The organism is Hymenobacter mucosus (genome assembly GCF_900188255.1).
Classification (GTDB): Bacteria; Bacteroidota; Bacteroidia; order Cytophagales; family Hymenobacteraceae; genus Hymenobacter; species Hymenobacter mucosus.
In genome coordinates, this window is the sequence record NZ_FZNS01000003.1 from 532,852 (window position 1) to 555,779 (window position 22,928).

A 22,928-nucleotide genomic window follows, 5' to 3' on the forward strand; every position below is an offset into this window, starting at 1 on the left:
TCAAACAGGGTAAAAAGGAAAGCACGCAGCCGGGCCCAGAGTATAATCTACACTGAAAGAGCTTCTTCTGCTACTTGCTGGTTTTCAGCAGCGTATTGGCTGGCTGGCATAGCCGATACTACTTTTAAGAGCATGGCTTCGAGGGTGAGTCCCGGGCCAAAAGCAAAGCTAAGGACGGGCGCACCGGTATCGGCGGGAGTAAGATTACGGAGCAGTTCCTGCAGCACAAATAACACCGTGGCCGACGACATATTGCCGTAGTCGCGCAGCACTTGGTAGGCGTAGCGGTTGTCGTGCGTACTTAGTTCTAATGCTTCCTCAATGGTTTCCAGAATCTTGCGCCCGCCCGGATGAATGGCAAAGGCCTTTACGTCGGCTAGATGCACGGGCAAGTTGGCTAGCAGCTGCTCGGTAAGCCGCCGAATACCCCGCTGAATGAGCCGCGGCACATAGGAGGACAGCGTCATCTCGAAGCCAAAATTGTTGATGTGCCACGCCATATCCTGCTGGCCATCGGGCTCTAGTCCGCAGTGAAAAGCTTCCAGTGCCAAGCTGTTGCCCTGCTGAGCCGGCCGTCCTTGCACTAGTGCCGCTGCCGAGCCATCACCGAATAACGCGTTGGAAACCAAATGGTCGTCTTCTTGGCTTTTCTGAAAATGGAGTGTGCACAACTCCGTACACACCAGTAGCACACGAGCGTTAGCATCGGCCCGGCAAAAAGCATCTGCTAGCTTAAGCGCATTTACGGCCGCGTAGCAGCCCATAAAGTTTACGCAGGTACGCTGCACGTTTGGGTTCAACCCAAGGGCCGCTACAAGCTCTATATCAAGCCCTGGCGCATACATGCCAGTACAGCTCACGGTAACCAAATGCGTGATTGTGTCGGTGCGGACCTCAGGCAACTGCCTTAAGCAGGCCTGCGCTGCCTGTACGGAAAGGGGTAAGGCATGCTGGCGGTATTGCGCCATGCGCTGTCCTACGCTGGGAAATGGCTCTAACCCGGGAGTATTCGGGAAAAACTCGTAGTCGCCGTTTGCGCGGCCATAGTCGGGCAATACAGTATATCGGTGCCCGATACCCGAAACTCGGTACAGGGCGTGCAGTTTGCGGGTAGCAGCTTCGTCGAGTTGCAGAGCGCCCGCCATAAAAGTGGCAATCTGGGGTTGCGGAATACGGTGGGGCGGATTGGCCGTGCCAATGGCGCAGAGGTAGCTGGTCATTATTTGCAGTTTACGCAAAATCCGTCCGGAGCGCTGTCCTGTTTATGAAAGGGCAAAATCATGTTAAGAAAGTAGTTTGGTTACCGGTTAACTACGCCGACATGCACGTGCGTTTGTTTGTGGGTTAGGCGTGTGTAGTAGCTGTAAATCAACTTTTTACAGCTATATAAGTTGCTAGCCGCCCCGCGGCAGTATTACCAGGCTGTGCCGTGAGTACCGCGCACCAACGCACGCACTGCCGCGGGCCAGTAGCGCAGGCTACCAACTACTACTTCACTTAGAACAGGCCGCCCAAACAAGTTCTGTACGGTGCGCCCTACCTGTAGGCGCGGCCCAAAGTGCCGTTGCCACGTACGCTGGTAAGCTGCTTCTAGCGCAACACGCGTGTATTGGCCGGCCAGAAAGGCATGGGCATAGTCGGCAGCTAGGCTAGCGCCATGAATAGCCATTGCCATGCCGTTGCCGCACAGCGGCGTAATTAAGCCAGCGGCATCGCCACACATAAGCACGTGCTGCTCCACGGCTTGCTTGGGAGCAAAAGAAATTTCGTTGATTACCTCAGGCTGCGCATACAAAAACTCGGCTTCCTGAAAGATGCGAGCCAAAAAGGGGTTGCGGGCCAGTACCTGCTGCTCTAGCTGCGGAATAGTGCCGTACGCTTTCAGGTTGTTGCGCGTGGTGAGGTAGCAGAAACAGTACTTGTCATCCTCAATTGCTGAAATTCCGGCGTAGCCATCGGCGAAGTTGTGCAGGGCAATGAGGTTCTTTGCTTGATCGTAGCGCAGGTGGTACTTCACACCTAGGTAAGGCGAGCGTTGCTGAAAAAACGAGCGTTGGAGCTGTCGGTCTAGCGTGCTGCGTTTGCCATAGGCCCCCAGTACCACCCGGGCTAGTAGGTGGCTGCCGTCGGCTAGCGTTACATGGTGTCGGTCCTGGGATGCATCGAAGGCAACGTCGGTAGCCGTGGTGCCCTGGCGCACATCGACACCGCGGGCTTCTGCTAGCTTGTAGAGGTAGTGGTCGAGCTGGTAGCGGCTTACGCCAAAGCCCCCAAGTGCCAACGGAACGCCCAACGTACGACCCGCCGGGGAGCTCAACTGAAAGCGCGACAGCGCCGCCGGTTGCAAAGCGGCTACCGCTACCCCTAGCCGTCGTAGGTAGGGTAGCACCTCATTGGAAATATACTCGCCACACACCCGATGAAAGGGGTAGCTACGCCGCTCCAACAGCGTTACGGCATGGCCGCGCTGGCGCAAATCGAGAGCAGCACAAAGCCCTGCCAAGCCACCTCCAATAATGACAACGTCCAACTTGTTTCGTCGGGTAAATGGGTGAAAAAGAGTTGAAAAGGCTTTTGTTTATCGAAGATGCGTTATATTCCAATGTCGCAATTAAAATACCTTGCTACCTTTGTCAACCTAAATCGTTGCATAACGTTATTTGGTATTGTTCCAGGTACTGACCCTATCTTATTGCTTTACGAGGTCTTATGATGAAACTCCTACGCTTCTTTCTTTTGCTTGCATTGCTGGCTTTCGGGCCATTGCACGGTCCGGTCTCGGAGGCTAAGGCTCAACTGAGCGGTACCAAATCTCGTCCTTCGAGTGAGGATAAGGCTTTGCTAGTCTATCCTAACCCAAGCACGGGCATTGTGCACATTGCTATCAATGGATTTGAGGGGCGTAAGCTTGAGTTACGAATCCTGAACGTAATTGGCTCCGTGATGTACCGCGAAACGCTTACCGAACTAAGCGACCGGTACACCAAAAGCCTAGATTTAAGCAAATTCACAAGCGGACTATATTACGTGAAGCTTGAGTCCGATAGCTCTAGCGAAATGCGTAAGCTTGTTATTCGTTGATTTCAACCCTGAGAGATACTGCAAGAAGCAGCCGCAAGGCTGCTTTTTTTGTGCGCATACGTGCCTTACATGATCGTATGTCTGCTTTCTGCGCCGACACTAGGTATAGGTAGGATGCTGAGCACAAAAAAGCCCTTCCGCGGAGCAGAAGGGCTTCAAAAAAGAGCGTTGCAAAAGCCTAGCGGCCATTGTTAGCACGAACAGGAGCTGGCGTGAGCATCTCCTTTACGTTGTTTATTGTATCGAAAGCAAGCAGGGCAGTAGCCAGCAGAATGCCGAAGAAGATCAACAGAGTCATACAAAAGGGATTAGAAACAGAGAAGAATCAACGTGCGGATACTAAACGTTGGTATACCGGGCGTTGCTTGTTTCTATAACTTCGATTAGCTCAGGGTAGTTTCAGTATAATTATGTGCTTTTCAGCAATTCTTTCACTACATGGCGCGCATCGGGGCCCGCGCCGCCCATAAGGGCCGAGCGGCGGTTGTGAAGCCAGGGTAACCCCAAGAAGGCTAGTCCTTTCACGGGAGACAAACCCCGGAAGTGGTATGGCTCGCCCCGCTCATTTATGCTCCCCGGAATTTGCAGCCAATTGAACGCCGGCCGAAATCCAGTAGCCCATACCACCGCATCTAAGGGAGGCGTAGAATGATGGACGCCTAATAATTCCCCAGCAGCTGTGGCCGACTGCCCTCGCCCAATAAAGTGCGCGTGTGGAAACTGCTGTAAGCGGTGCAAGTCTTGGCTCACCACAGGCTCGGGGCTATTGCGCAGGTGGCGGCCCAATACTGTGTGCCCAGGCACACGCATAAAGCCCGTAGCAGTAAGAAAAACCCACATTGCTGTATTGTTGGGCATGGCGGGCGTGTGCTCATCAAAGGCCACGTACACCGGCCGGCCGGTTGCGGCTACGTCGGCGGCAATTTGCAAGGCTGAGTTACCACTTCCTACAACAGCCACCGGTCCGTGCCCTCTCAAATCGGCCGGTTGGTGATACCCGCTACTATGCAGCTGCTGCACGGTAGGAGGAAGGTCATCGGCAAAGGAAGGACGCGCCGGTGCAGAGTAAGGGCCCGTACACACAATGACGCGCTGTGCTTGGTAGCAGGTTCCCGTAGCTGTATGCACCTGGTAGCTACTAGAGGGCATAAGCTGCACGTGCACCACCCGCTGATTGTGTATAATGGGAAACTGAAAGTGGGCGGCGTACTGCTGTAAGTACGCCGCTGCTTCGTCCTTCGTTGGGTAGTAGTGGGCAGCTTTGGGCCAGGGTAACCCCGGCAAGGCACTGGCCCAGGTAGGGGAAAACAAGCGCAGCGCCTTGAAGCGGGCAGCCCATACGTCGCCGGTAGCAGCACGCTCATCAAGCACCAAAAAAGGTTGGTTGTGCTGCTGCAGGTAGTAAGCTGCTGCTAACCCACTTTGCCCCGCCCCAATCACGATAGTACCCGTCAGGCGAGGATTCGCGGCCGTTTCCATCTATTTATGCTGTTGGTTACGACATTGGGAATTCCTCCAGCAGACCTACTATCACCGCGTCAAGCTTCTGGCGCACTAGGCCTACTAGTTGCTTGATTTCATCCCAAGTAGGTGCTTCTGTTTCGGCATGTGCCGTTTCTAGCCGCCGGAGTGGGCCGTGCAGGGACTGAATGCGCAAGCTATCCGTAGAGCTTTTGAGGTGGTGAGCCGTAGCTGCTATCCGCTCCCGGTTCTCGGCGGCAAGGTGCATTTCCAGATCCGCTACGATGGGCGGGGTAGTGGTGATGAACAAGTGGGCCATTCGACGCACAAAGGCCGCGTCGGTACTCCGTAACAGATTGCTCAAATCATAGAGTGGAGCGTCCGTTGAAGCAGCGGGAGTAGGTAGGAGCGACGGTGGAGTGAGTGGAGCAGAAGCCGCAGCAGGTTGAGGTACCGTGGCCGTCGGCCGACCGCTCAGTAGGTTTTTAATCAACCGGAATAAGTCTTGCTGACGGAAGGGTTTCGACAGGTAGGCATCGAGGCCCGCTTGTAGGTAGCGCTCTTCTTCCCCTTGCATGGCGTGGGCTGTAAGCGCCACTACTGGGGTAGCAGCCCGCGCCGAATCTGGGTGTTCCCGTAGCAGACGCGTGGTGGCCACCCCATCTAATCCCGGCATCTGAATATCCATCAGAATGACATCGTAGCGGTGGAGGCGGAATAGCTTAAGGGCTTCGGGGCCCGAGGAGGCCGTGTCTACATGCACACCCCAGCGCTCCAGCATAGCCTGCACTAGCAGTTGGTTGACGGCGTTGTCTTCGGCTAGCAATACGCGGCAGTTCGGCAGGGCCCCATACTCGGGCTGCGGTTCTTCTACCTGTTGGCCTGGCCCAGTGGTAGGCACGCCAAAAGGCAGCGTAAAGCGGAAGGTGCTACCGTGGTGCAAGCGACTCTCAGCCGAAAGCTCACCGCCCAGAAGCTCCACCAGCCCCTGCGAAATGCTTAATCCAAGTCCAGAGCCGCCGTACTCACGGGCTGTGCTGGCCGACGCCTGCGCAAAGGGCTCAAACATTTGCTGCAACTGAGCCGACGAAATACCAATACCAGTATCTAGTACCGTAAATTGGAACTGGGGCTCGGCGCCCGGGGCACTCACCCGCTGGCACGTGAGTAGCACATGGCCTTTTTCCGTGAATTTCACGGCATTATTCAGCAAGTTTAACAGCACCTGCCGTAAGCGGTGAGGGTCACCCAGCACCCACGTAGACACATCGGCAGGGGGGAGCTGTAAGCGCAACGTAATGCCCTTTTCAGTGGCCTTGTGCATCAGCGACTGGCAACTACTGCGCAATACTTCGTTGAGGTCGAAGGGCAGGGACTCCAAACGGATACGGCCAGCTCCTAGCTGAGCCATATCGAGAATATCGTTGATGATGACTAGCAGATGTTCAGCCGAGTTCTGAATATGTGTTAGGTACTGCTGCTGCTGCTCGTTTAAGGTAGTTTTCGTGAGCAACTCTGCTAGGCCTAGAATACCATTCATGGGCGTGCGGATTTCGTGGCTCATATTGGTCAGGAACGTCTGACGGGCCTGCGCATTTTCTTCGGCTACCTCCTTGGCTCTCTGCAAGGCTTGTTCCGAGCATTTCAGGGCCGTAATGTCATTATCAACCCCTAATACCTGCACGGTACCATCGGCCAGTAGGAAGGGGCGCTTGGTGCTGTAAAACCAGCGTACATTGTCGTCGTCAGGCGAGAAGGTTTCCTCCTGCGCCATTTCTTGTTGAGTACGAAGCACTTGTTCATCGTGCCGGCGGTAGCGCTCCAAATCGGGGAAGACCTTTTGCAGTTCCTCGATGGGGGTATGCACCAGCTCGTCGGTGCTCATGCTGTACAGCTGCGCCGTTGCCTGATTGGCCAGTACGTAGTTGCTATGCTGGTCCTTCAGGTAAATCAGGTTCGGAACGGTGTCAATTACCTGGCGGAACAAGCGGTTTTGCTCGGCTAGCCGGCGGTTGGCGGAGCGCCGTTGCTCATCGGCTACCTTCCACCGCGTTATGTCCTCGGCCGAGCCCACAATCTGGCGTACCCTGCCTTGCGTGTCCCGTTCGAAGGGGGTGTTGTTTACGCGCAGCCAGCGCACGGAGCCATTGCGGTGGTGCAGGAAAAATTCCATGGTCAGCACTTCGCCATCGGCGGCGCTGGCCACTTCGGCAAGGTGCCGCCGCAAACGGCGTACCTCGCCCGGCGGAATCATGCGGGTAATAAACCTGTCGCCTAGTTCCAGGGCTTCCGCCTCGGTGTAGCCCAGCATGGTCTCCACGTAGCGGTTGTAGTACACGTTGGCTTGCTTATCGATATCGAAGATGTAGATAAGGTTAGGCGTCGTGTTGGTGACGCGCTCCATCAGCATCCGGCTCTGTCGCAGTTGCTCCTCGGCATGTCGGCGTTCGGTTACATCAGAAGCAGAGCCAATGATTTGCCAGGCTTGCCCGTCTGGATGACGCATGAAGGAGGTCGTCTTCAAGCTCATCCAACGCCAACTACCGTTTTTGTGGCGCATCCGGTATTCGATGCTTAATACTTGCCCATCCTCCAGCACCTGAAACAGCCCGTATCGGCGGCGCATTGTTTCCAAGTCATGAGGGTGCAGAATTCTTTCGGCTATAGTTGACCCCATGCCCACAATATCGGCCTCAGTGTAGCCCAGCAACAGCTCACCCTGCCGGTTACAGTAGACTACGCTAGCCGTACTCATGTCGTACAAGAACACGATATTGGGTACCGTGTCATTGAGGCGAGAAGTAAACAGTTGACTACGAACTAATTCGGCTTCAGCCTGTCGGCGAAGAGTAATATCAGTCAGGTACACGTTCACACCATCGGTAGTACCTAGGGGCGCTACCGTCCACATATAGAAGCTACCATCCAGCCGCTGCTCAAAGGTGTGGGGCTGCCCCGCTTGCAGGGCCCGCGCTATTTCCTGACGCAATACCTGGCGCACATCAGCCTCCGAGGGTTGCTCCAAAGCATGTAGGGCGCGGGCGGCGGCAGGATTCGCGTAGCGCGCTTCCCCCATAGCATCGTAGCGAATAATAGGCTGAGGGCTCTGCTCCGCGAGTTGCGAAAGCTCTTGCACGCGTTCTTGGGCCTGCTGGTGCAGCGTTACATCCTCGTAGCTCCAAATGTGCAGCACCGTGCGGCCATTCTGCACTACTGGTAGGTAGTCTTGCTGCAAAACGGTGCCATTTTGCAGGGTATATAGCTGGCCGCTTACCCGCTCTCGGCTACGGGTAATAAGTGCCCGGTCCTCCCGAAAACGCTCTGGTTCTCGGAAAACAGCGGCCAAGTCTTGTAACAGCACTGAACTCGGTTGGCCGATATACGTGGTACTGGGCTGAGGTAGTAGTAGCAGCTCACAGCACCGCGTATTCAGCAGCGTAATGATACCCTGCTCATCTTCGGCAAGTAGGGCGGTATTTACAGTATGGGAGAGAGCCGCCGCTTGGGCGGCGGCAGCTTGTGAGCGGGTGTATAGCTCAATTAATTGCTGTTCGGCCGCTTGACACTCTTGACGGGCGGTAGTGTAAGCATTTTGCACATAGCGCAATCGGCGCGCTAGCTGACGGTAGCTAATAGAACTCATGGCACGAAGAATAAAACCAAAGGTCAGCGCAAGCGGACCTCGTTATTCTGTACCATACGGTAAATAGTGGATTTTCCGATTTGTAATTTGGCCGCAACCTGCAAAATATTCCCGTTGTGGGTGTCCAGATAGTGCTGCACAATGTTAGCCATCTGAATGCGCAACGACTCACCACCAGGCGTTTCAGTGGGCTCGGGGGTGGAAACGGTGCTGCCGCGCAACGACAAATCCTGGGGCTGAATTACGTCGCTCTCGGCCAATACTGCGGCCAATTCAACCACTGCTTTGAGCTCGCGCACGTTTCCCGGAAACGGATAGCTCAGTAGCTTTTGCTGGGCAGCGGGCGAGAAGGAGCAGGCCGCCATTTTGTTTTGCCCGCAGAAATCCTGGAGGAAGGCGCCGGCCAGCAGAAGTACGTCGCGGCCCCGTTCCCGTAAGGGAGGCAGCTGAATGGGTAGGCCCAAAAGCCGGTAGTACAGATCTTCCCGGAAACGGCCCTCTTTCACTTCCTGAGCCAAGTCGCGGTGAGTAGCTACCATCAGGCGAGCGTCGAAGGGAATGCGCTGGTTACCTCCTACCCGGGTAACTTCCCGCTCCTGAATAACCCGCAGCAGCTTAGCTTGCAGGCTCAGATCGAGCTCGGCAATTTCATCTAAAAACAAGGTGCCCTTGTGTGCCTCCTCAAAGCGGCCAATGCGGCGGACGATGGCACCAGTAAAAGCACCTTTCTCATGGCCGAATAGCTCACTCTCCAATAGCTCACGCGGAATGGCTGCCACGTTCACGGCCACAAACGCTCCCGTGCTACGCTCAGAGCGGAAGTGAATGGCCTTCGCTACTAATTCTTTGCCCGTGCCGGTTTCCCCACTCAACGATACCGTGATGTTGGTGCGAGCTGCCTTTTCAATAAGAGCAAAAAGCTGGTTGATTTGGGGGCTTTCTCCCAAAATGGCACGCTCCGGCTCGTACTTCTCCCCAATTTGCTCGCGCAGGCGAGTATTCTCTCGTCGTAGCTCTAGCTGCTTGCGAATATTGCCTACTGCGTTCCAAAGCCGGTCGGCAGTTTCCTCATCCTTAACGAGGTAGTCGTACGCCCCTTCCCGAAGTAAGCCGATTGCTGTGCGTACATCCTCCTGTCCCGAAATGGCGATTACGAATACATCCGGTAGCTTTTCCCGAATCTGACGCAATACTTGGTCGCCTTTACCATCGGGCAGGGAATAATCCAGTGTAATGATATCTGGTTTGGTGGAAAGGTTGTCAAGACAGGACTGCGCAGTAGTAAACCGCCGGATGCTGTAGTCGGGGTTCTGGGCCAGCTTATATTCTAACAATTCGCCATACCAGGCATTGTCTTCGACAATAAAGATGGAGATGGGTAACGACGTGCTCATAGGTTTAGAGGGTGGTAAACCTTGTTGCGATAGAAATGACGATAGTAATCAGGAGGTGGTAGCCAGATTACGCATTAAAAATATTCAATTACAACAAGGGGGCTTTCGGTAGCTCAAAGTGGGAAAAAAGCTCGGTATACTGCGAGTATACCTTGGATTTGTGGGCTTACCAAACTTTCCCATTCTAGTGCTTGAGTTCTTGAAATGGGAGAATATAATACTTGCTATATTAATATAATATACTGATAATCAGATAAAAGCAAGAGTTTTTAAAAACTGGCTGTGGAATTGAAAGAGCTGCACCGCGGACAACCTATTGCTAATGTCCCGGCCTGTACTCTCATTCTCAGTTAGTTCGTTATGAAATTCGCTCTACCTAGCCGTATAGCAGGTGCAGTAGCTCTGCTATTTACCTACTGCTCTCACCTAGCTGTAGCCCAAACCCAGAATACAGACGTTATCTACTCTGGTACGGTGTCAAGCCATACCTCCCTAAACTGCGGAGTTCTCAACGACTGTGTTGGGATAGAGTTCCCTGATAGGTTCGGGACCAAGGACAACTTAGAAGATTATGCTATCCTACATCCTCGTACTCTGTCGGTTTTAAATTCTTCTCCCGTAGGAGTAACTACCGAGATGGCAAATGCAGTGCCTTCAGGCTCGCGGGCGGGCATTGTGCTAAGTAGGCATGGCGACCTGCTGACCACGGCCGGGGCCAACGTACTGAATAACCTAAGCATTATTACCTGGGGTGCCGAAGGAAGCCAGACGTATAACGGCGGGTCGTTGCTGAACGCTGAACTAGTGGCCCAAGCCCCCACCCGGTTAGAGTTTATTGCGAAGAAGCCATTCACGTCCTTGCGGGTAGAATATGCGGCTGTTACAAGCGTAGCAACCAAGTTTCGGCTGTATTACGCCTACAGCTTCAAAAGCAACAATACGAACACGCAGTACTTAGGCGCTACTTCCATCACAACTAATAACGTTACTTCCGGAACCATACCGGGCGGGGTGGTGCAGGGCTGCGTAAACTCTGGCGTCACCAACCCGGCCGGCGCTGCCGATAATGACGTGAATACCTTTGCGACGTTCGGTAGCTTGGCGCAAGTGAACTGCCCGTCCTTTCTGAACGTGAAGCTTACGCGCTCAGTGGGGCCAACTGACTACCGCGCCGGCTTTGTAGTAGGAAGCGCTGGGTTGGTCGACTTGAACGTCCTCAACGGCTTTAGCGTGGTGACCTACCTTGGCGACAAGCAGCAGGAAGTAGCCACGGGCATAAATGCGCTGCAAGTCAATGTACTACCCGACGACAAGTCGCAGATTAGCTTCTCTACTACCAAACCATTTGACCGCGTTGAACTGCGCCAGAATAGCTTGGTATCAGCTACTTATAACCTGAACGTGTTCTATGGTTTTGGGATTGAGAGCAAAGCTTTCCGGGACCCTGAGCCCGTACGTTCTACGCTCCCCGTGGCAACCACCAACGTCAAGACATTCCGGGGTAGCGTGGCCTGTGCCGACATTAGCATCGGCTCTAGCACCAGCGGCTGTAGTGGCATTACCAACCCCCTAAGCTCCGTTGACCCAGACACTACGAACTTCACAACCATCACGCAGCCTCTGGTAGCTGGCGGCGAGCGGGTGCGGGTGCGTATGAAACTAGAAGGCAACGGGTTTGCTGGCAACCGAGCCGGTGTAGTGCTTGGGGCAAGCACGGGGCTGCTGAACCTGAAACTATTGGAAAACACCACCCTGCGCACCTACGCCGCTGATGGGGTTACACTCCGCGAAACATTTAGTGATGGTAGCTTACTAAATGCAAGTGTGCTTAGTGGCAACAAAACGGCGCTGTCATTCTTGACTACTCGTGATTTTGGATGGGTTGAGCTTGATCTGCCTGCCGCTGCTGCCATCAGCTTAGCCACGGAAACCCAGGTGTATTACGCCTTCGCCGAGGAGCAGCGCCTAGGCTTCCCAACCAACCTGATTGGTCCCAGTGGGCCGCTACCCGTACAGTTGGTTAGCTTCCAAGCAAAAGCAGCCGGCGGCGGAGTAGACATAAAGTGGCAGACAGCCTCGGAGGCCAACAGCAGCCATTTCGTAGTAGAGCGTTCGGCTACATCGGCAGAAGGATTTGCCCCTATCGGTCGGGTAGCAGCAGCAGGTACTACCACTAGCCGCCAAGAGTATCTCTTGCGCGATGCCGAAGCAGGTGAGCAAGAGGCTGCTATACTGTACTATCGCTTGCGGCAAGTAGATATGGATGGCAAAGAGCATTACTCGCAGGTGGTGCCTGTGAAGTGGAGCACTCCAGCATTGGCCCTCATTGTGTATCCCAATCCGGCTGTTGGCGCTGAAAACATCCGGGTGCAATTAGCCGGAACAGCAACCGAAGGCAATTCCCTTGCTGTGTATGGAGCCCGGGCTGAGCTAATAAGCCGTCTAGCCGTATCCGGACGCGAGGTAGTGCTTCCGTCAGCCCTGTTACGCACGGGCATATATCAACTCGTGCTCCTGAACAACGCCGGGCAGCGCGTGGCTACACAACGCCTCGTAGTAGCTGGCCGCTAACGGTTCCGTTAGCTACCAGCTACTCACCAAGACTTTATTTACTAGTTCTATTCTTATCCACCCTACCTATCATTATGCGACCAAAAGCCCCGCTGTTGCAGGTCAGCGGGGCTTTTTGCGTTCGGCAGGTGGTGCATATAAAAGGGACCTGATACTGCAAATTGTTGCTACTTGCTGGTTGGTAGTGAGTACATTCAATATCCTGTTGTAATGAAACTGTATCGCTCTATTTTTTCTGACAGTGGAATAGTGAATAAAGAGGCTGGTATGTGAGTGATTTGTGTAGTAACTAATTGTATAACAAATTATTGATAAATAAATATGCTCTAATGATACATATAATAGTATTAATATTAAATGATCATAATTATGTCTAGTCTGTAATTGTGTATGAGTAAAATGATAATGATGAGGTAATATGGCCCTGCCGTAAACTGCCCAATTTTGCTGGGCATTTACGCACCTGTCCTTTTCCTCCTTTTCATTTTCACAACCATCTCATCCACATGAAGAGTGTGATCTACCGCATTACTGGTCTAGCCCTACTGACCAGCTTGGCCGTTTCGTGTTCCAAAGACAGTGTAATACCCGCTGCTAACCCTGCGGCTGTATCGCAGAGCGCCGATGCCACGGCTACTCGAGAAAGTAACTTGGCTATGGGCAACCCGAGCGGAGCTACCACCAGCACCACCAACTATACCAACTACCTGCTCACAAAGTCGCAGTTTAGTATGTAATATCACCGCGACCGGGGTATCCCGAACTGGGTAAGCTGGCACTTGAGCAGCGCGTGGCTGGGTAGCACGCCCCGCCAAGACAATTTCGCCGCCGATGCTACACTGCCCAGTGGATGGTATCGGGTAGGAAGCACCAGCTACAGCGGATCAGGCTTCGACCGGGGCCACAACTGCCCTTCTGCTGACCGCACCGGTTCCGTCGCCGACAACTCGGCTACCTTCTTGATGACCAATATGATGCCTCAGGCGCCGCGCAACAACCAGCAAACGTGGGCTAACCTGGAGAACTACTGCCGCACCCTCACCAATGCCGGCAACGAGCTGTACATTATCTGCGGTAGTTACGGCAGAGGTGGTACCGGAGCCAATGGGTATGCTACTACTCTTGATGCAGGCCGTGTAACAGTACCGGCGCGCTGCTGGAAGGTAATTGTGGTATTGCCCAACGGCTCTAGTGATGCCTCCCGCGTGACTACCAGCACCCGCGTTATTGCCATCGACACCCCCAATGACAATACAATTCAGACTACCTGGGGCTCCTATCGCACCACCGTCGATGCCATTGAGGCGGCTACGGGCTATGATTTACTGTCGGCAGTGTCAGCCACAGTGCAAAGCGCGGTTGAATCGCGCGTAGATGCGGGCCCTACCAGCTGATACCAGCAGTATAGTACATACAGAATGCCGGCCATGAGCTAAATGGTCGGCATTCTTATTTGACAGCCAGTTGTTTAGGCTAATTGTGGCCAAGAAATGTTGGTCGGGCAATGGCTTGATTTGATCTTTAAATTATTGTTATTAGTCGAAACTCTTCCGCAGGCCCATCCCGGTTCCTATACCTTTGTATCGAGTGAAGTGAAGAGGCAATTGTGAGGTGGAAAGATTGGAAAAGCCGCGCTGCAACGCGGCTTTTCTGCCTATATAGCCTGTTTGGTAATGGTTTGATAATGACCAGATAATGGCGGGCTAATTTCTCTTTGCGAAGTTTGATAACTATCTGTTATAGGATTTTCCGGGCCTTCGCATCGCCTGCCGCTCATGCAGCTAACTTCTAAATCAAACGTGTCATCGTCCGGCTCTTTGGGTCGGCGCTACCAAGAGCTGCTGCGTCCTTTGTGGCAGCCGTGGGCTCAGTTGCGTATGCTGCGTCAGCTTTATGCCCGGCATCAGCACTTAACGGGGCGAGCATTTATTGGGCACTTGCTGCGTGACTTGAATATCAAGGTGCGCTACAACCCGGTTGAGCTACGGCAAATACCATCGGACGGCTCTTTTCTGGCCATTGCAAACCAACCTGGCGGCCTACTTGAAAGCTTGGTGCTGCTGTACGTGCTAGGAGATGCCCGACCCGACCTGCGGATAATAGCCGACGAGATTTTAGCCCCGCTACAGCCCAACATAGCCAACCTCATAACAGCTCCCTCGCCAACAGCAACTAACGTAGGCCCTGGTGCAGCAGAGTTGGTGCCCCACGTACTCCGCTACCTGCACAACGATACACCCCTACTTGTATTTTCGCAGGGTGGGAGAGGGCCGCGTTTCCCCGTGCTGGCAGATGCTAGTACATCCGCTTGGCAGCCGTCACTACACCAACTGATTGCGGCTGTGCAAACCCCCGTGTTGCCGGTGTCAGTATCCTTCGAGCCCAGTAACTCCTGGGGCGTGTACCGAGTGGTGCGACCCTTTTTACTCGGCGCTACCATACCGGCCGACTTAGTGGGCATGCAAGGTAAAATTGTACACGTGCGTCTTGGCCGTCCATGTACCACCAAACACTTGAATAGTGTATCGGCTGCCGAGCGGTCGGCCTGCGTGCAGGCACAGTTAACTGGTCGAGGAGCTATTTCTGAGGCGTCGAAGCAGCTTACGCAACCGCTGGCGGCTCTGGCTACTACGTATGCTCTGGAAGCCGAAATTCAGGCATTACGGCCGTCTCGTAGCCTACTACGCCATCATCAGTGGGAAGTGTACATGGCCAAAATGGCGGAAATTCCGACGGTGCTAGGGGAAATTAAGCGGTTGCGGCTAGCTTCCCCCCGCCCGCTGACGGAAGATGCCCTGCGCAACCTACCAGAGTACGATGCTCATCACTGGCATGTGTTTCTCTATGACCGTATCAACCACCGCTTAGCTGCTGCCTGCCGCTTAGGGCGGGGCCGAAACCTACTGCAGCAGCATGGCAAGAAGGGATTCTACCTGCACTCACTATTCCGGCTGAAAAAGGCGCTGCTACCATTGCTACACGAATCGGTGGAGGTGAGTAGCATTTGTGTCTGCGAGCAGTATGCGCAGCAGCCCTTACCCGCCGTATTATTGTGGAAGGCACTGGCCGAATATTTTATTCGTTACCCCGAGTACCGCTACCTCATCGGTTCTTTAAACGTGAGCCGTCAGTTCCCGGCGGTGCCCAAGGCGGCCCTGATGCGCTACCTACACCAGCATCATACTGATCCTGCCCTGGCGTCACTCGTGCGCGCCCGCAAGCAGGTTCGCTACCACGCTTTTACCGACGAGCCACATGCCCTGCCGGACACAAGCGAGCTACAGCAACTGACTGATTCTTCGTCCTTTGGGAAAGATGGTGGGCTGACGACAAGTGAGATACCAGTTGCATTGCGGCAGTACATATGGCAAAACACTCGTCTACTTGGGGTCAACCTCAACCCCGCATGCAGCAATTCCCTAGATGGTTTTCTGGTGCTAGACGCTCGAAAACTGCCCGCGCGTGCTCATCGGCTGCTAGATGCGTAAGCTCTACTCCTGGTAACTGCCGTGCATAGCAAAGCCCACCAGAAAGCATCTGCTGGGCTTTGCTACCGCTAAAGATAGATAGTGTTCTAACGCTCTGACACGCCAACGGTGCCTTCCGCAGGCTGGCTGTTCATGTAGGAACGGAACGACATCGCAATTTCACTTGCCACGGACGAAGCTTGTGCCGTTAGACGGCGCGCATTGTGCGTGCGTTCGTCTGCTTTGTCGTTTTTAAAGCGGGTGATGTATTCATCGAGAGCCAGCGCCTGGCTCGGCTGTTTGCTATCTGGAATAGCCTGGAAGGTATTGACGCTGTATTCGTAGCCATTATCAGTAGCCCGAAATGTAAAATCAAACCGTACGGCTACCTCCTGCTCTTTCCCCTTGGTATCAACGGGCTTAATCTTGCTAGTGCCCGTAACGCGCAGACTTCCGGCGGCGGGGTCAGCTTTGATTACGCTTTTGGGGCCATAAGCAAAGTGATTTTCCATCCAATCGTAAGCACGACGGTACAGCAAGGTGCGGCCGGACCCTTCCGAGGGCACTCGCTCGCTGTATTCGATGGGGGCAACTGGCTCTGATTGTGCTTGCGCTGCCGGAGCCAAGGCCAACATACCCCCTAACAACACACTTAATAGCACTTTATTCATGGTAACAGGAATGGTCAAAAGCAAAATTGGAAAACCCTGAGCAAAGGTATGATTTGTACAAAAGCAAGTGAGTCATGAATATGTTAATCGGGTAGTAATCCAATCAATTTCTATGTTAAGTCCCAACTGGGCAGTAGAAACTAGGCGTAGAGCATTGCTGATTTTTTCCACGTCGCTATTTCTCTTACCACTCATTAATAGTGCATAAAATACTAAGCAAAGAAAATAGTTGTACTATTTATAGATGAAGCCTTGTTAATTACAGATTACGTGAATGTGCAGTGGTCTTGAAAAAACAAATATAACTAGGAACCGAAGCTACATGCAAGTAGGCTGAAAAAATGTAAAGTGCATTGATAATCACTGATCTAGTTATACTTACGCATGAGCCAGACTAAAGGAGGATTCGAGTGGTTGGTAACATTTTGGTAACATGAAATTAACCCTGGTTTACTTGCCCACTGGGGAGGAAGTAGTACTTTTGCGTCGTGCTTCACCTCAACCACCAACACTTGATGGAGGGCGGGACCTTCCACGAAAGCGTCCTTCGAGATGACCAGAAGGCCCTTTTCTCCGTTGGTTCGTTTGTTTTTTACGGTTTTTGCCCGTTCACCGCTCCGGTTTTCGAAGCGGTTTTTTTATGTTCAGCTAGTTCGGTTGACTCGGCAAAATCTAGTGGTGCCCACCCGCACTTTTTTAACTTCCTCTCAGCCCATACTGCTCCCCACCATGACCGATAGTACCACCCTTGCCCAGCAGATCACTCGAGACAGGCCTTTTATTACGCACAAGGGAGCCTAGTACCAATAAGAATTCAGCCACCAACAGTTTACCGTTGCCCACCCAAAGGCACGGGGTGGCATAGGGAGCGGGGTGATATATCAGGGGGATTCTGACGCAAGTCGGTCCGCGAACTGGCCACCCTGTTTTGTAGGTGCTTCATAGATAATACGCTAGCTGCCCCAGGCCTAGCTCGAAAGTAGCGCACTCATCTAATTTTGCTGATTTTCCACTGCTATGGCAAGGGCCGCCAGCGAAATCATAGCTTTTAACCCAATGCAACTCGGCAAACTCACCCTTCAGAACCCTGTGTGCCTCGCGGCTGCATCCTGGCAGCTAGATGGAGCGGATTACGAGCGGCTAGGCGCAATTTTCACTCGCACCGTAACCATGGAGCCCAAGCCCGGGCTCTACGAAGAAGGTATTTGGCAAGTCGCCGATCAGACTTTGCTTAATGCCACCAATATGCGCACCGAAAGCGCCGAGATTTTGGTGCAGGAGTACTTACCAAAGCTGCGGCGCTACGGCGTACCGGTGTTTGTGAGCATTACCGCGCCTGGAATTCCGGGCTTTCGCAAGATTGCCCGCTTTCTGGCACGCGAAGCTAGCGACCTGATTGCGGGCGTGGAAGTATACATCGCCCAGCCCGACACAGGTAATGGAGAGGAACTGAGCGCCAAGTTTGTGCGCGAAGCTACCCAAGCCGTGCGCAACGAGCTTGGCCCGGAAGCAGCCGTCATTGTGAAGCTGCCACCGTGGCCAGAGCATATTCGGGGCTTGGCCCTAGGTGCGCAGCAAGGCGGTGCTACGGCCCTGGCCGCTACGAATTTGTTGAAGGCACTGCACTTACCCGACGATGTTACGGCTACTCCCGTAGCCGGTGGCTTATCGGGGGAGGCGCTACGACCGGTGGCGTTGCGTTGTGTATGGGAGCTAGCCCACGATGAAAACATAACCCTTCCCTTGATCGGAACAGGCGGGGTATTTACCGCTAACCATGTCACCGACTACCTGCGCTGTGGCGCTTCGGCCGTGCAAGTGGCCAGCGGCGAATGGCTGGAACCGGGCTTATCGGCCCGATTAGCAGCGGAGTGCACGCATCTTCAATCTGAAACTATCTCTTCCGAATGGAAAAGCTAACCCAACGCGTTCAGTACGCCAATTCACTGCTCTGCGTCGGGCTTGACCCCGTAGGCGACGACGCGCAGGTAGCCCACCGTTTGGCGAAAGTCATTGACCAAACCAGTGAGTATGCCGCCGCTTTTAAACCAAACCTGGCCTTTTTCCTGAGCCGAGAAGACGGCGTGAAGCTGCTGCGCGAGACGGTACAGCGCATTCCCGAAAGTATCCCGGTAATTTTGGACGGTAAATTCGGTGACATTGCCAACACAGCCGACCACTACGCCCGCTTCGCCTACGACGTGGTAGGGGCTGATAGCGTGACGGTGAATCCTTATATGGGGGACGATGCCATTGTGCCCTTTGCCCGTCCCGGTAAGCTGGTATTCGTGCTGGCCAAAACCAGCAATAAGCCTGCCCACTCTCTGCAGGATATGGCCCTGCTTAGCGGTGGTGCCTTGTCAGATGCCGCTGCCAGTATTACCCGTCAGCTAGACGAGGCACATGGTGGTATTGGCCTAGTAGTAGGTGCTACCAATGCGGAAGCGGTAGCCCGCACGCGTAGTCTCACTCCGCAACAATGGTTCTTAGTGCCCGGTGTCGGTGCCCAAGGCGGCGACTTGGAAGCAACCATGCGTGCTGGCCTGCGCCCCGACGGCTCCGGTCTCCTTATTAATACGTCGCGTGCCATTTGGCAAGCGGCTGATGCCGGCGCCGCTGCGCGGGAGCTGATGGAACAGATCAACCAGTTCCGGCCGGTAGCGGTGTAGCATCAACCGTCATGCTTGAGCTGAGAGCCACTTGTCGAACCCGAAGGTCGCTGTAAGCAAGCATCTCTACTGCTTCGTTGCAGAGGCCTATGTCAGCTGAGGTAGCGGTAGAACTTCTTCATCACTAGCTTGAGGCGCCACATGCTCAGCATGGTATTTTAGTATCAACGCTTTTTCAACCTTGTATCTAGTGTCCCCTTTGCCCTCTCCCCAAGCTTCCTTCACCTCCGAAAACTTAGAGCAGCAATTGCTGCAGGAAGACGCACTGCTGCGCGGGCACTTCCGCCTTTCTTCCGGCCTGCATTCTGATACCTACGTGCAATGCGCCCGGTTTCTGCGCCGGCCTGACCTGGCGGCCCCAGCCGCGGCGGAGTTGGCCCGGCAAATTCAGGAGGCTGGGTTGCAGCCCGATGTGGTGGTAGGCCCGGCTATGGGCGGCGTGGTGATTGGGTATGAGCTAGCCCGGCAACTAGGCGTACCCGGCATCTTCACCGAGCGCGACGATACGGGCCAGATGACCCTGCGGCGCGGCTTTACCATTGAGCCCGGCCAGAAAATTGTCATTGCTGAAGACGTGGTGACTACTGGCAAGAGCACCAATGAAGTAGCCAAGGTGCTGGAGGGGCTGGGCGCAAAAGTTTTGGCCGTGGCAAGTTTAATTGACCGCACAGGTGGGAAAGCTGAGCTAACTTTTCCGAACTTTGCCCTGCTGCCGGTAACGGCGGCCACCTACGCACCCGATGATTGCCCGCTTTGCCGGGCAGGTATTCCGGTGGTGAAACCCGGCAGTCGGCCGGAAAAAGCGTTTTCTTAAACCTACTTCGCTGCAACCGGTGGCGGAGCAAGGCATTTTCGGCGTACCCTGCGCGGGTATGCTTCCTCACGCGGGCACCTTCGCCTAAGCGTGGGAAACCCGAAAAATAGATAACCATTCTCCTTTTGGACTCTACCCAAAGAACCATACAGCTTCTGCTCAAGCCCGGCCAACATGATGGCGAGGGCCAACGTGTAGCCGAAGCTGCCCAACGTCACCTAGGCCTCTCTACCGGCCGGGTGCAAAGCACCGCCCTCTACACGGTGCGCTACCCCGTGAGCGACGAGCAACTGCGCGACTTCGCCACCCACTGCCTCCAGGACCCAGTGTTGAACGACGTGGCCCTCGACGAGTTCCGCCACGGCTCCGAATACAAAAGCTACATCCTGGTGGCCAAGCTGCCCGGCGTGACTGACGACGAAGGTATATCGGCGCAGAACGCCCTTGGCGACTTCCTGAACCAGCCGCTGGACATCCATACCCAGCATATCTTCAGCAAACGGCTCTACTTCCTGGAGCACGAGCTGCCGGAGAGTAGTCTGCGCCGCCTGGCGGAAGACTTGCTCGGCAACAAAATGATTAACCGCTTCGAGGTCGGCCCCATAGCCCAGATTCGCGACTATACGCCGCGGCCGGGCGGTGGGGCCGAATCTATTACGAACACGGTGCCGCTGGTTGGCCTTTCCGACGAGGAACTGTTGAAGCTGTCGAAAGACAATCTCTACGCCCTGAACCTGGAGGAAATGCGCGCCGTGCGCGACCATTACACCAGTATTGCCGAGGAGCGCCAGGCTGCTGGTCTGCCCCAGGATCCCACGGATTGCGAGCTGGAAATCATAGCCCAGACGTGGTCGGAGCACTGCAAGCACAAGGAGTTTTCGGCCGTTATCAAGTACAAGGATGCGGACACCGGCGAGGAGTTTGAAGTGGATTCCTTGTTTAAGACCTATATCAAAAACGCTACCTCTGAGGTAGACCGCCAACTCCGCGCCAACGGCAACGATTGGCTGATTAAAGTGTTCAGCGACAACGCCGGTGCCGTGCGCATCAACCCCGAGTCGTTGTTCGTGTGGAAGGTGGAAACCCACAATTCGCCCTCTGCCATTGACCCCTACGGCGGAGCTATTACCGGCATCCTGGGCAACAACCGAGACCCGCTGGCTACCGGCATTGGGGGGGCGCGGCTGCTGTTCAACACCAACGTGCTCTGCTTTGGCAACCCCGAGTTTTCGGGCACTTTGCTGAGCAACCAGCTGCACCCGCGCCGCATTTTTGAAGGCGTGCGCAAGGGTATTGAAGACGGTGGCAACAAGTCGGGCGTACCGACGGTGAATGGGGCCATTGTGTTCGATGACCGATATGCTGGCAAGCCGCTGGTGTACTGCGGCACCGGCGCCGTGATGCCCATGCAACTGGCCGGCCTCGATTCGTGGGAGAAGAACATTGACGCCCAGGACCGCATCATCATGGCCGGTGGTCGGGTGGGCAAAGACGGTATCCACGGCGCCACGTTCTCCTCTATCGAGCTAGACGAAACCTCGCCCGCCACGGCCGTGCAGATTGGCTCTCCGATTACGCAGAAGCTGGCTATGGACTTCCTGATCCTGGCTACCCGCCGCGGCCTCATTAAGTGCAGCACTGACAACGGCGCGGGTGGCTTGTCTTCTAGCATTGGTGAGCTAGCTACCATCAGCGGCGGTGCCGTGGTGGAGTTGGAAAAAGTACCGCTGAAGTACCCTGGCCTACGCCCCTGGGAAATCTTTGTGTCGGAGTCGCAGGAGCGTTTCTCGCTGGCTGTGGAGCCCGCGAAGATGGCTGAGCTAATGGCCCTAGGCCAGGAGATGGAAGTGGAGCTGACTGACATTGGCTACTTCACCTCGGATGGACGCCTCGACGTGCGCTTTGATGGCGAGTCGGTAGCGCGCATCGACATGCACTTCTTGCACGAAGGCGTACCGCGCAAAGTACTGGAAGCCGAGTGGAGCCAGCCTACCGCCCAGGAGCCTGCACTACCCGCCGACCTTGACTATACCGACGTGCTGAGCCGCCTATTGGGCTCGCTCAACATCTGCTCCCGCGAGTCGGTGATTCGGCAGTATGACCATGAGGTGAAGGGCCGCACGATTATCAAGCCGCTCATGGGCGCTACCGGCCAAGCTCCACAGGATGCCGCCGTGGTGCGCTTCAACTTCGAGAGCTGGGAAGGCGTGGCTGTGAGCAACGGCATTCTGCCACGCTTTGGCGACCTGGACGCCTACCATATGTCGGCCGGGGCGTTTGACGAGGCTGTGCGCCAGATTGTAGCGGTAGGAGGGAAGCTGCCCAACCTGAGCTACGGCGACGGTAACTTCTGGTCCGTCAACGACAACTTCTGCGTACCCGACTCGGTGTACGACCCCGCCACCAACCCCGATGGCAAGCTCAAGCTAGCCAAGCTGGTGCGCATGTGCCAGGCCCTGCGCGATGCTACGGCGGCCTACTGCATCCCGCTCACCTCGGGCAAGGACTCGATGAAGAACGACTTCAAGGCTGACGGCGTGAAGATTTCCGTTCCGCCCACGGTCCTGTACTCCATGACCGCCAAAATCGAGGACGTCCGTCGCACCATCACCTCCGACTTCAAGCAAGCCGATGACGTGGTGTACCTACTGGGCGAAACCTATGACGAACTGGGCGGCTCGGAGTTCTACCAGCTCTTCGGCGAGCTAGGCGCCAATGTGCCTAAGGTTCGGTTCGAAGAAGCCAAAGCCCTCTACACCCTGATGGGCGAGGCCAACGAAAAAGGCCTCATCCAATCTTGCCACGACCTGTCGGATGGTGGCCTAGCCGTTGGCTTGGCCGAAGCCACGTTTGGTCATGGCTTTGGTGCTGATGTAGAGCTGCCCGCTACTGGCCTAGCCCTGTCGGCGCAGCTGTTCTCGGAGTCGCACTCCCGCTTCGTAGCCACGGTAGCGCCGGAAGATGTGGTGGCTTTCGAGCAGCACTTCGGAGCCCGTGCTACCCGCCTTGGCGTGGTAACGCAGGACGGCCAACTTACAGTACGCCACGGTGGCCAGACGGTACTTTCGGCCAGCACGGCGGCTCTGCGCCACGAGTGGACCAACGGTCCGGTAAACCGCATCATCGGCTTCGGCCAGCACGAAACCGCACAGTAAGT

At 54.9% G+C, this 22,928-nt stretch carries 14 protein-coding genes and 1 pseudogene; 9 read left to right on the forward strand and 6 right to left on the reverse strand.

Going from position 1 to position 22,928, the window contains the following annotated elements; translation table 11 throughout:
• Positions 1-47: 47 nt before the first annotated feature.
• Together CHB83_RS09530 and CHB83_RS09535 are read right to left on the reverse strand one after the other, a co-directional pair.
• Positions 48-1,220 (reverse strand): type III polyketide synthase, encoded by a 1,173-nt coding sequence (locus tag CHB83_RS09530; RefSeq protein WP_089332455.1) that lies wholly within the window; start codon positions 1,218-1,220, stop codon positions 48-50.
• A 194-nt stretch (positions 1,221-1,414) separates the two neighbouring features.
• A complete protein-coding gene (locus CHB83_RS09535) occupies positions 1,415-2,530 on the reverse strand; it encodes an NAD(P)/FAD-dependent oxidoreductase (protein ID WP_089332456.1) in 1,116 nt (371 codons plus the stop codon).
• Between the two features lie 179 nt (positions 2,531-2,709).
• Between CHB83_RS09535 and CHB83_RS09540 the strand changes: the two genes are divergently transcribed.
• Positions 2,710-3,081 carry a T9SS type A sorting domain-containing protein gene (locus tag CHB83_RS09540; protein WP_045688894.1) on the forward strand — a complete coding sequence of 124 codons (372 nt, stop codon included), beginning with the start codon at positions 2,710-2,712 and terminating at the stop codon, positions 3,079-3,081.
• A gap of 408 nt (positions 3,082-3,489) precedes the next feature.
• Here CHB83_RS09540 and CHB83_RS09545 read toward each other — a convergent pair whose 3' ends face one another.
• The 3 genes from CHB83_RS09545 to CHB83_RS09555 are packed head-to-tail and all read right to left on the reverse strand — an operon-like array spanning position 3,490 to position 9,579.
• The gene (locus CHB83_RS09545) at positions 3,490-4,560 is read right to left on the reverse strand and encodes a flavin-containing monooxygenase (protein WP_089332457.1); all 1,071 of its coding nucleotides are present in this window, start codon (positions 4,558-4,560) and stop codon (positions 3,490-3,492) included.
• Positions 4,561-4,576: 16 nt separating this feature from the next.
• Positions 4,577-8,185 carry a PAS domain-containing hybrid sensor histidine kinase/response regulator gene (locus CHB83_RS09550; protein ID WP_089332458.1) on the reverse strand — a complete coding sequence of 1,203 codons (3,609 nt, stop codon included), beginning with the start codon at positions 8,183-8,185 and terminating at the stop codon, positions 4,577-4,579.
• Positions 8,186-8,208: 23 nt separating this feature from the next.
• Positions 8,209-9,579, reverse strand: coding sequence for a sigma-54-dependent transcriptional regulator (locus CHB83_RS09555; RefSeq protein ID WP_089332459.1), 1,371 nt, complete (start codon positions 9,577-9,579; stop codon positions 8,209-8,211).
• A 360-nt stretch (positions 9,580-9,939) separates the two neighbouring features.
• Here CHB83_RS09555 and CHB83_RS09560 point away from each other — a divergent pair, with 360 nt between their 5' ends.
• From CHB83_RS09560 to CHB83_RS09570, 4 genes and pseudogenes are all read left to right on the forward strand, one after another.
• A complete protein-coding gene (locus CHB83_RS09560) occupies positions 9,940-12,150 on the forward strand; it encodes a hypothetical protein (protein WP_143437082.1) in 2,211 nt (736 codons plus the stop codon).
• A 506-nt stretch (positions 12,151-12,656) separates the two neighbouring features.
• Complete coding sequence (locus CHB83_RS24100; protein ID WP_245855311.1) at positions 12,657-12,887, forward strand: hypothetical protein; 231 nt, start codon at positions 12,657-12,659, stop codon at positions 12,885-12,887.
• A gap of 12 nt (positions 12,888-12,899) precedes the next feature.
• Positions 12,900-13,544: pseudogene (locus CHB83_RS09565) on the forward strand (DNA/RNA non-specific endonuclease); the annotation flags it as partial.
• Between the two features lie 381 nt (positions 13,545-13,925).
• Positions 13,926-15,638 (forward strand): lysophospholipid acyltransferase family protein, encoded by a 1,713-nt coding sequence (locus tag CHB83_RS09570; protein ID WP_089332461.1) that lies wholly within the window; start codon positions 13,926-13,928, stop codon positions 15,636-15,638.
• 86 nt (positions 15,639-15,724) lie between these two features.
• Here the strand turns inward: CHB83_RS09570 and CHB83_RS09575 are convergent, their stop codons facing one another.
• Positions 15,725-16,288 (reverse strand): DUF4468 domain-containing protein, encoded by a 564-nt coding sequence (locus CHB83_RS09575; RefSeq protein ID WP_045688889.1) that lies wholly within the window; start codon positions 16,286-16,288, stop codon positions 15,725-15,727.
• 1,056 nt (positions 16,289-17,344) lie between these two features.
• Between CHB83_RS09575 and CHB83_RS09580 the strand changes: the two genes are divergently transcribed.
• The 4 genes from CHB83_RS09580 to CHB83_RS09595 all read left to right on the forward strand — a co-directional run bounded on the left by CHB83_RS09580 (position 17,345) and on the right by CHB83_RS09595 (position 22,926).
• Positions 17,345-18,208: a dihydroorotate dehydrogenase gene (locus CHB83_RS09580; RefSeq protein ID WP_179225500.1), complete on the forward strand. Its 864-nt coding sequence runs from the start codon at positions 17,345-17,347 to the stop codon at positions 18,206-18,208.
• On the forward strand, positions 18,196-18,957 hold the full coding sequence (gene pyrF / locus CHB83_RS09585) for an orotidine-5'-phosphate decarboxylase (RefSeq protein WP_045688887.1): 762 nt from the start codon (positions 18,196-18,198) through the stop codon (positions 18,955-18,957). The genes CHB83_RS09580 and pyrF overlap by 13 nt, the downstream gene beginning before the upstream one ends.
• Positions 18,958-19,147: 190 nt before the next feature.
• Positions 19,148-19,771 (forward strand): orotate phosphoribosyltransferase, encoded by a 624-nt coding sequence (pyrE, locus tag CHB83_RS09590; RefSeq protein WP_394340142.1) that lies wholly within the window; start codon positions 19,148-19,150, stop codon positions 19,769-19,771.
• A gap of 125 nt (positions 19,772-19,896) precedes the next feature.
• Positions 19,897-22,926 (forward strand): phosphoribosylformylglycinamidine synthase subunit PurL, encoded by a 3,030-nt coding sequence (locus tag CHB83_RS09595; protein WP_089332464.1) that lies wholly within the window; start codon positions 19,897-19,899, stop codon positions 22,924-22,926.
• The last annotated feature ends 2 nt before the right edge of the window (positions 22,927-22,928 follow it).

What these genes read in the sequence shown, in the direction of transcription:
- CHB83_RS24100 (WP_245855311.1), top strand. Translation starts at nt 12,657, where the DNA reads ATGAAGAGTGTGATCTACCGCATTACTGGTCTAGCCCTACTGACCAGC.
- CHB83_RS09560 (WP_143437082.1), top strand. Translation starts at nt 9,940, where the DNA reads ATGAAATTCGCTCTACCTAGCCGTATAGCAGGTGCAGTAGCTCTGCTA.
- CHB83_RS09545 (WP_089332457.1), bottom strand. Translation starts at nt 4,560, where the DNA reads ATGGAAACGGCCGCGAATCCTCGCCTGACGGGTACTATCGTGATTGGG.
- CHB83_RS09555 (WP_089332459.1), bottom strand. Translation starts at nt 9,579, where the DNA reads ATGAGCACGTCGTTACCCATCTCCATCTTTATTGTCGAAGACAATGCC.
- CHB83_RS09580 (WP_179225500.1), top strand. Translation starts at nt 17,345, where the DNA reads ATGCAACTCGGCAAACTCACCCTTCAGAACCCTGTGTGCCTCGCGGCT.
- CHB83_RS09575 (WP_045688889.1), bottom strand. Translation starts at nt 16,288, where the DNA reads ATGAATAAAGTGCTATTAAGTGTGTTGTTAGGGGGTATGTTGGCCTTG.
- CHB83_RS09570 (WP_089332461.1), top strand. Translation starts at nt 13,926, where the DNA reads ATGCAGCTAACTTCTAAATCAAACGTGTCATCGTCCGGCTCTTTGGGT.
- CHB83_RS09540 (WP_045688894.1), top strand. Translation starts at nt 2,710, where the DNA reads ATGATGAAACTCCTACGCTTCTTTCTTTTGCTTGCATTGCTGGCTTTC.
- pyrF (WP_045688887.1), top strand. Translation starts at nt 18,196, where the DNA reads ATGGAAAAGCTAACCCAACGCGTTCAGTACGCCAATTCACTGCTCTGC.
- CHB83_RS09550 (WP_089332458.1), bottom strand. Translation starts at nt 8,185, where the DNA reads ATGAGTTCTATTAGCTACCGTCAGCTAGCGCGCCGATTGCGCTATGTG.
- CHB83_RS09530 (WP_089332455.1), bottom strand. Translation starts at nt 1,220, where the DNA reads ATGACCAGCTACCTCTGCGCCATTGGCACGGCCAATCCGCCCCACCGT.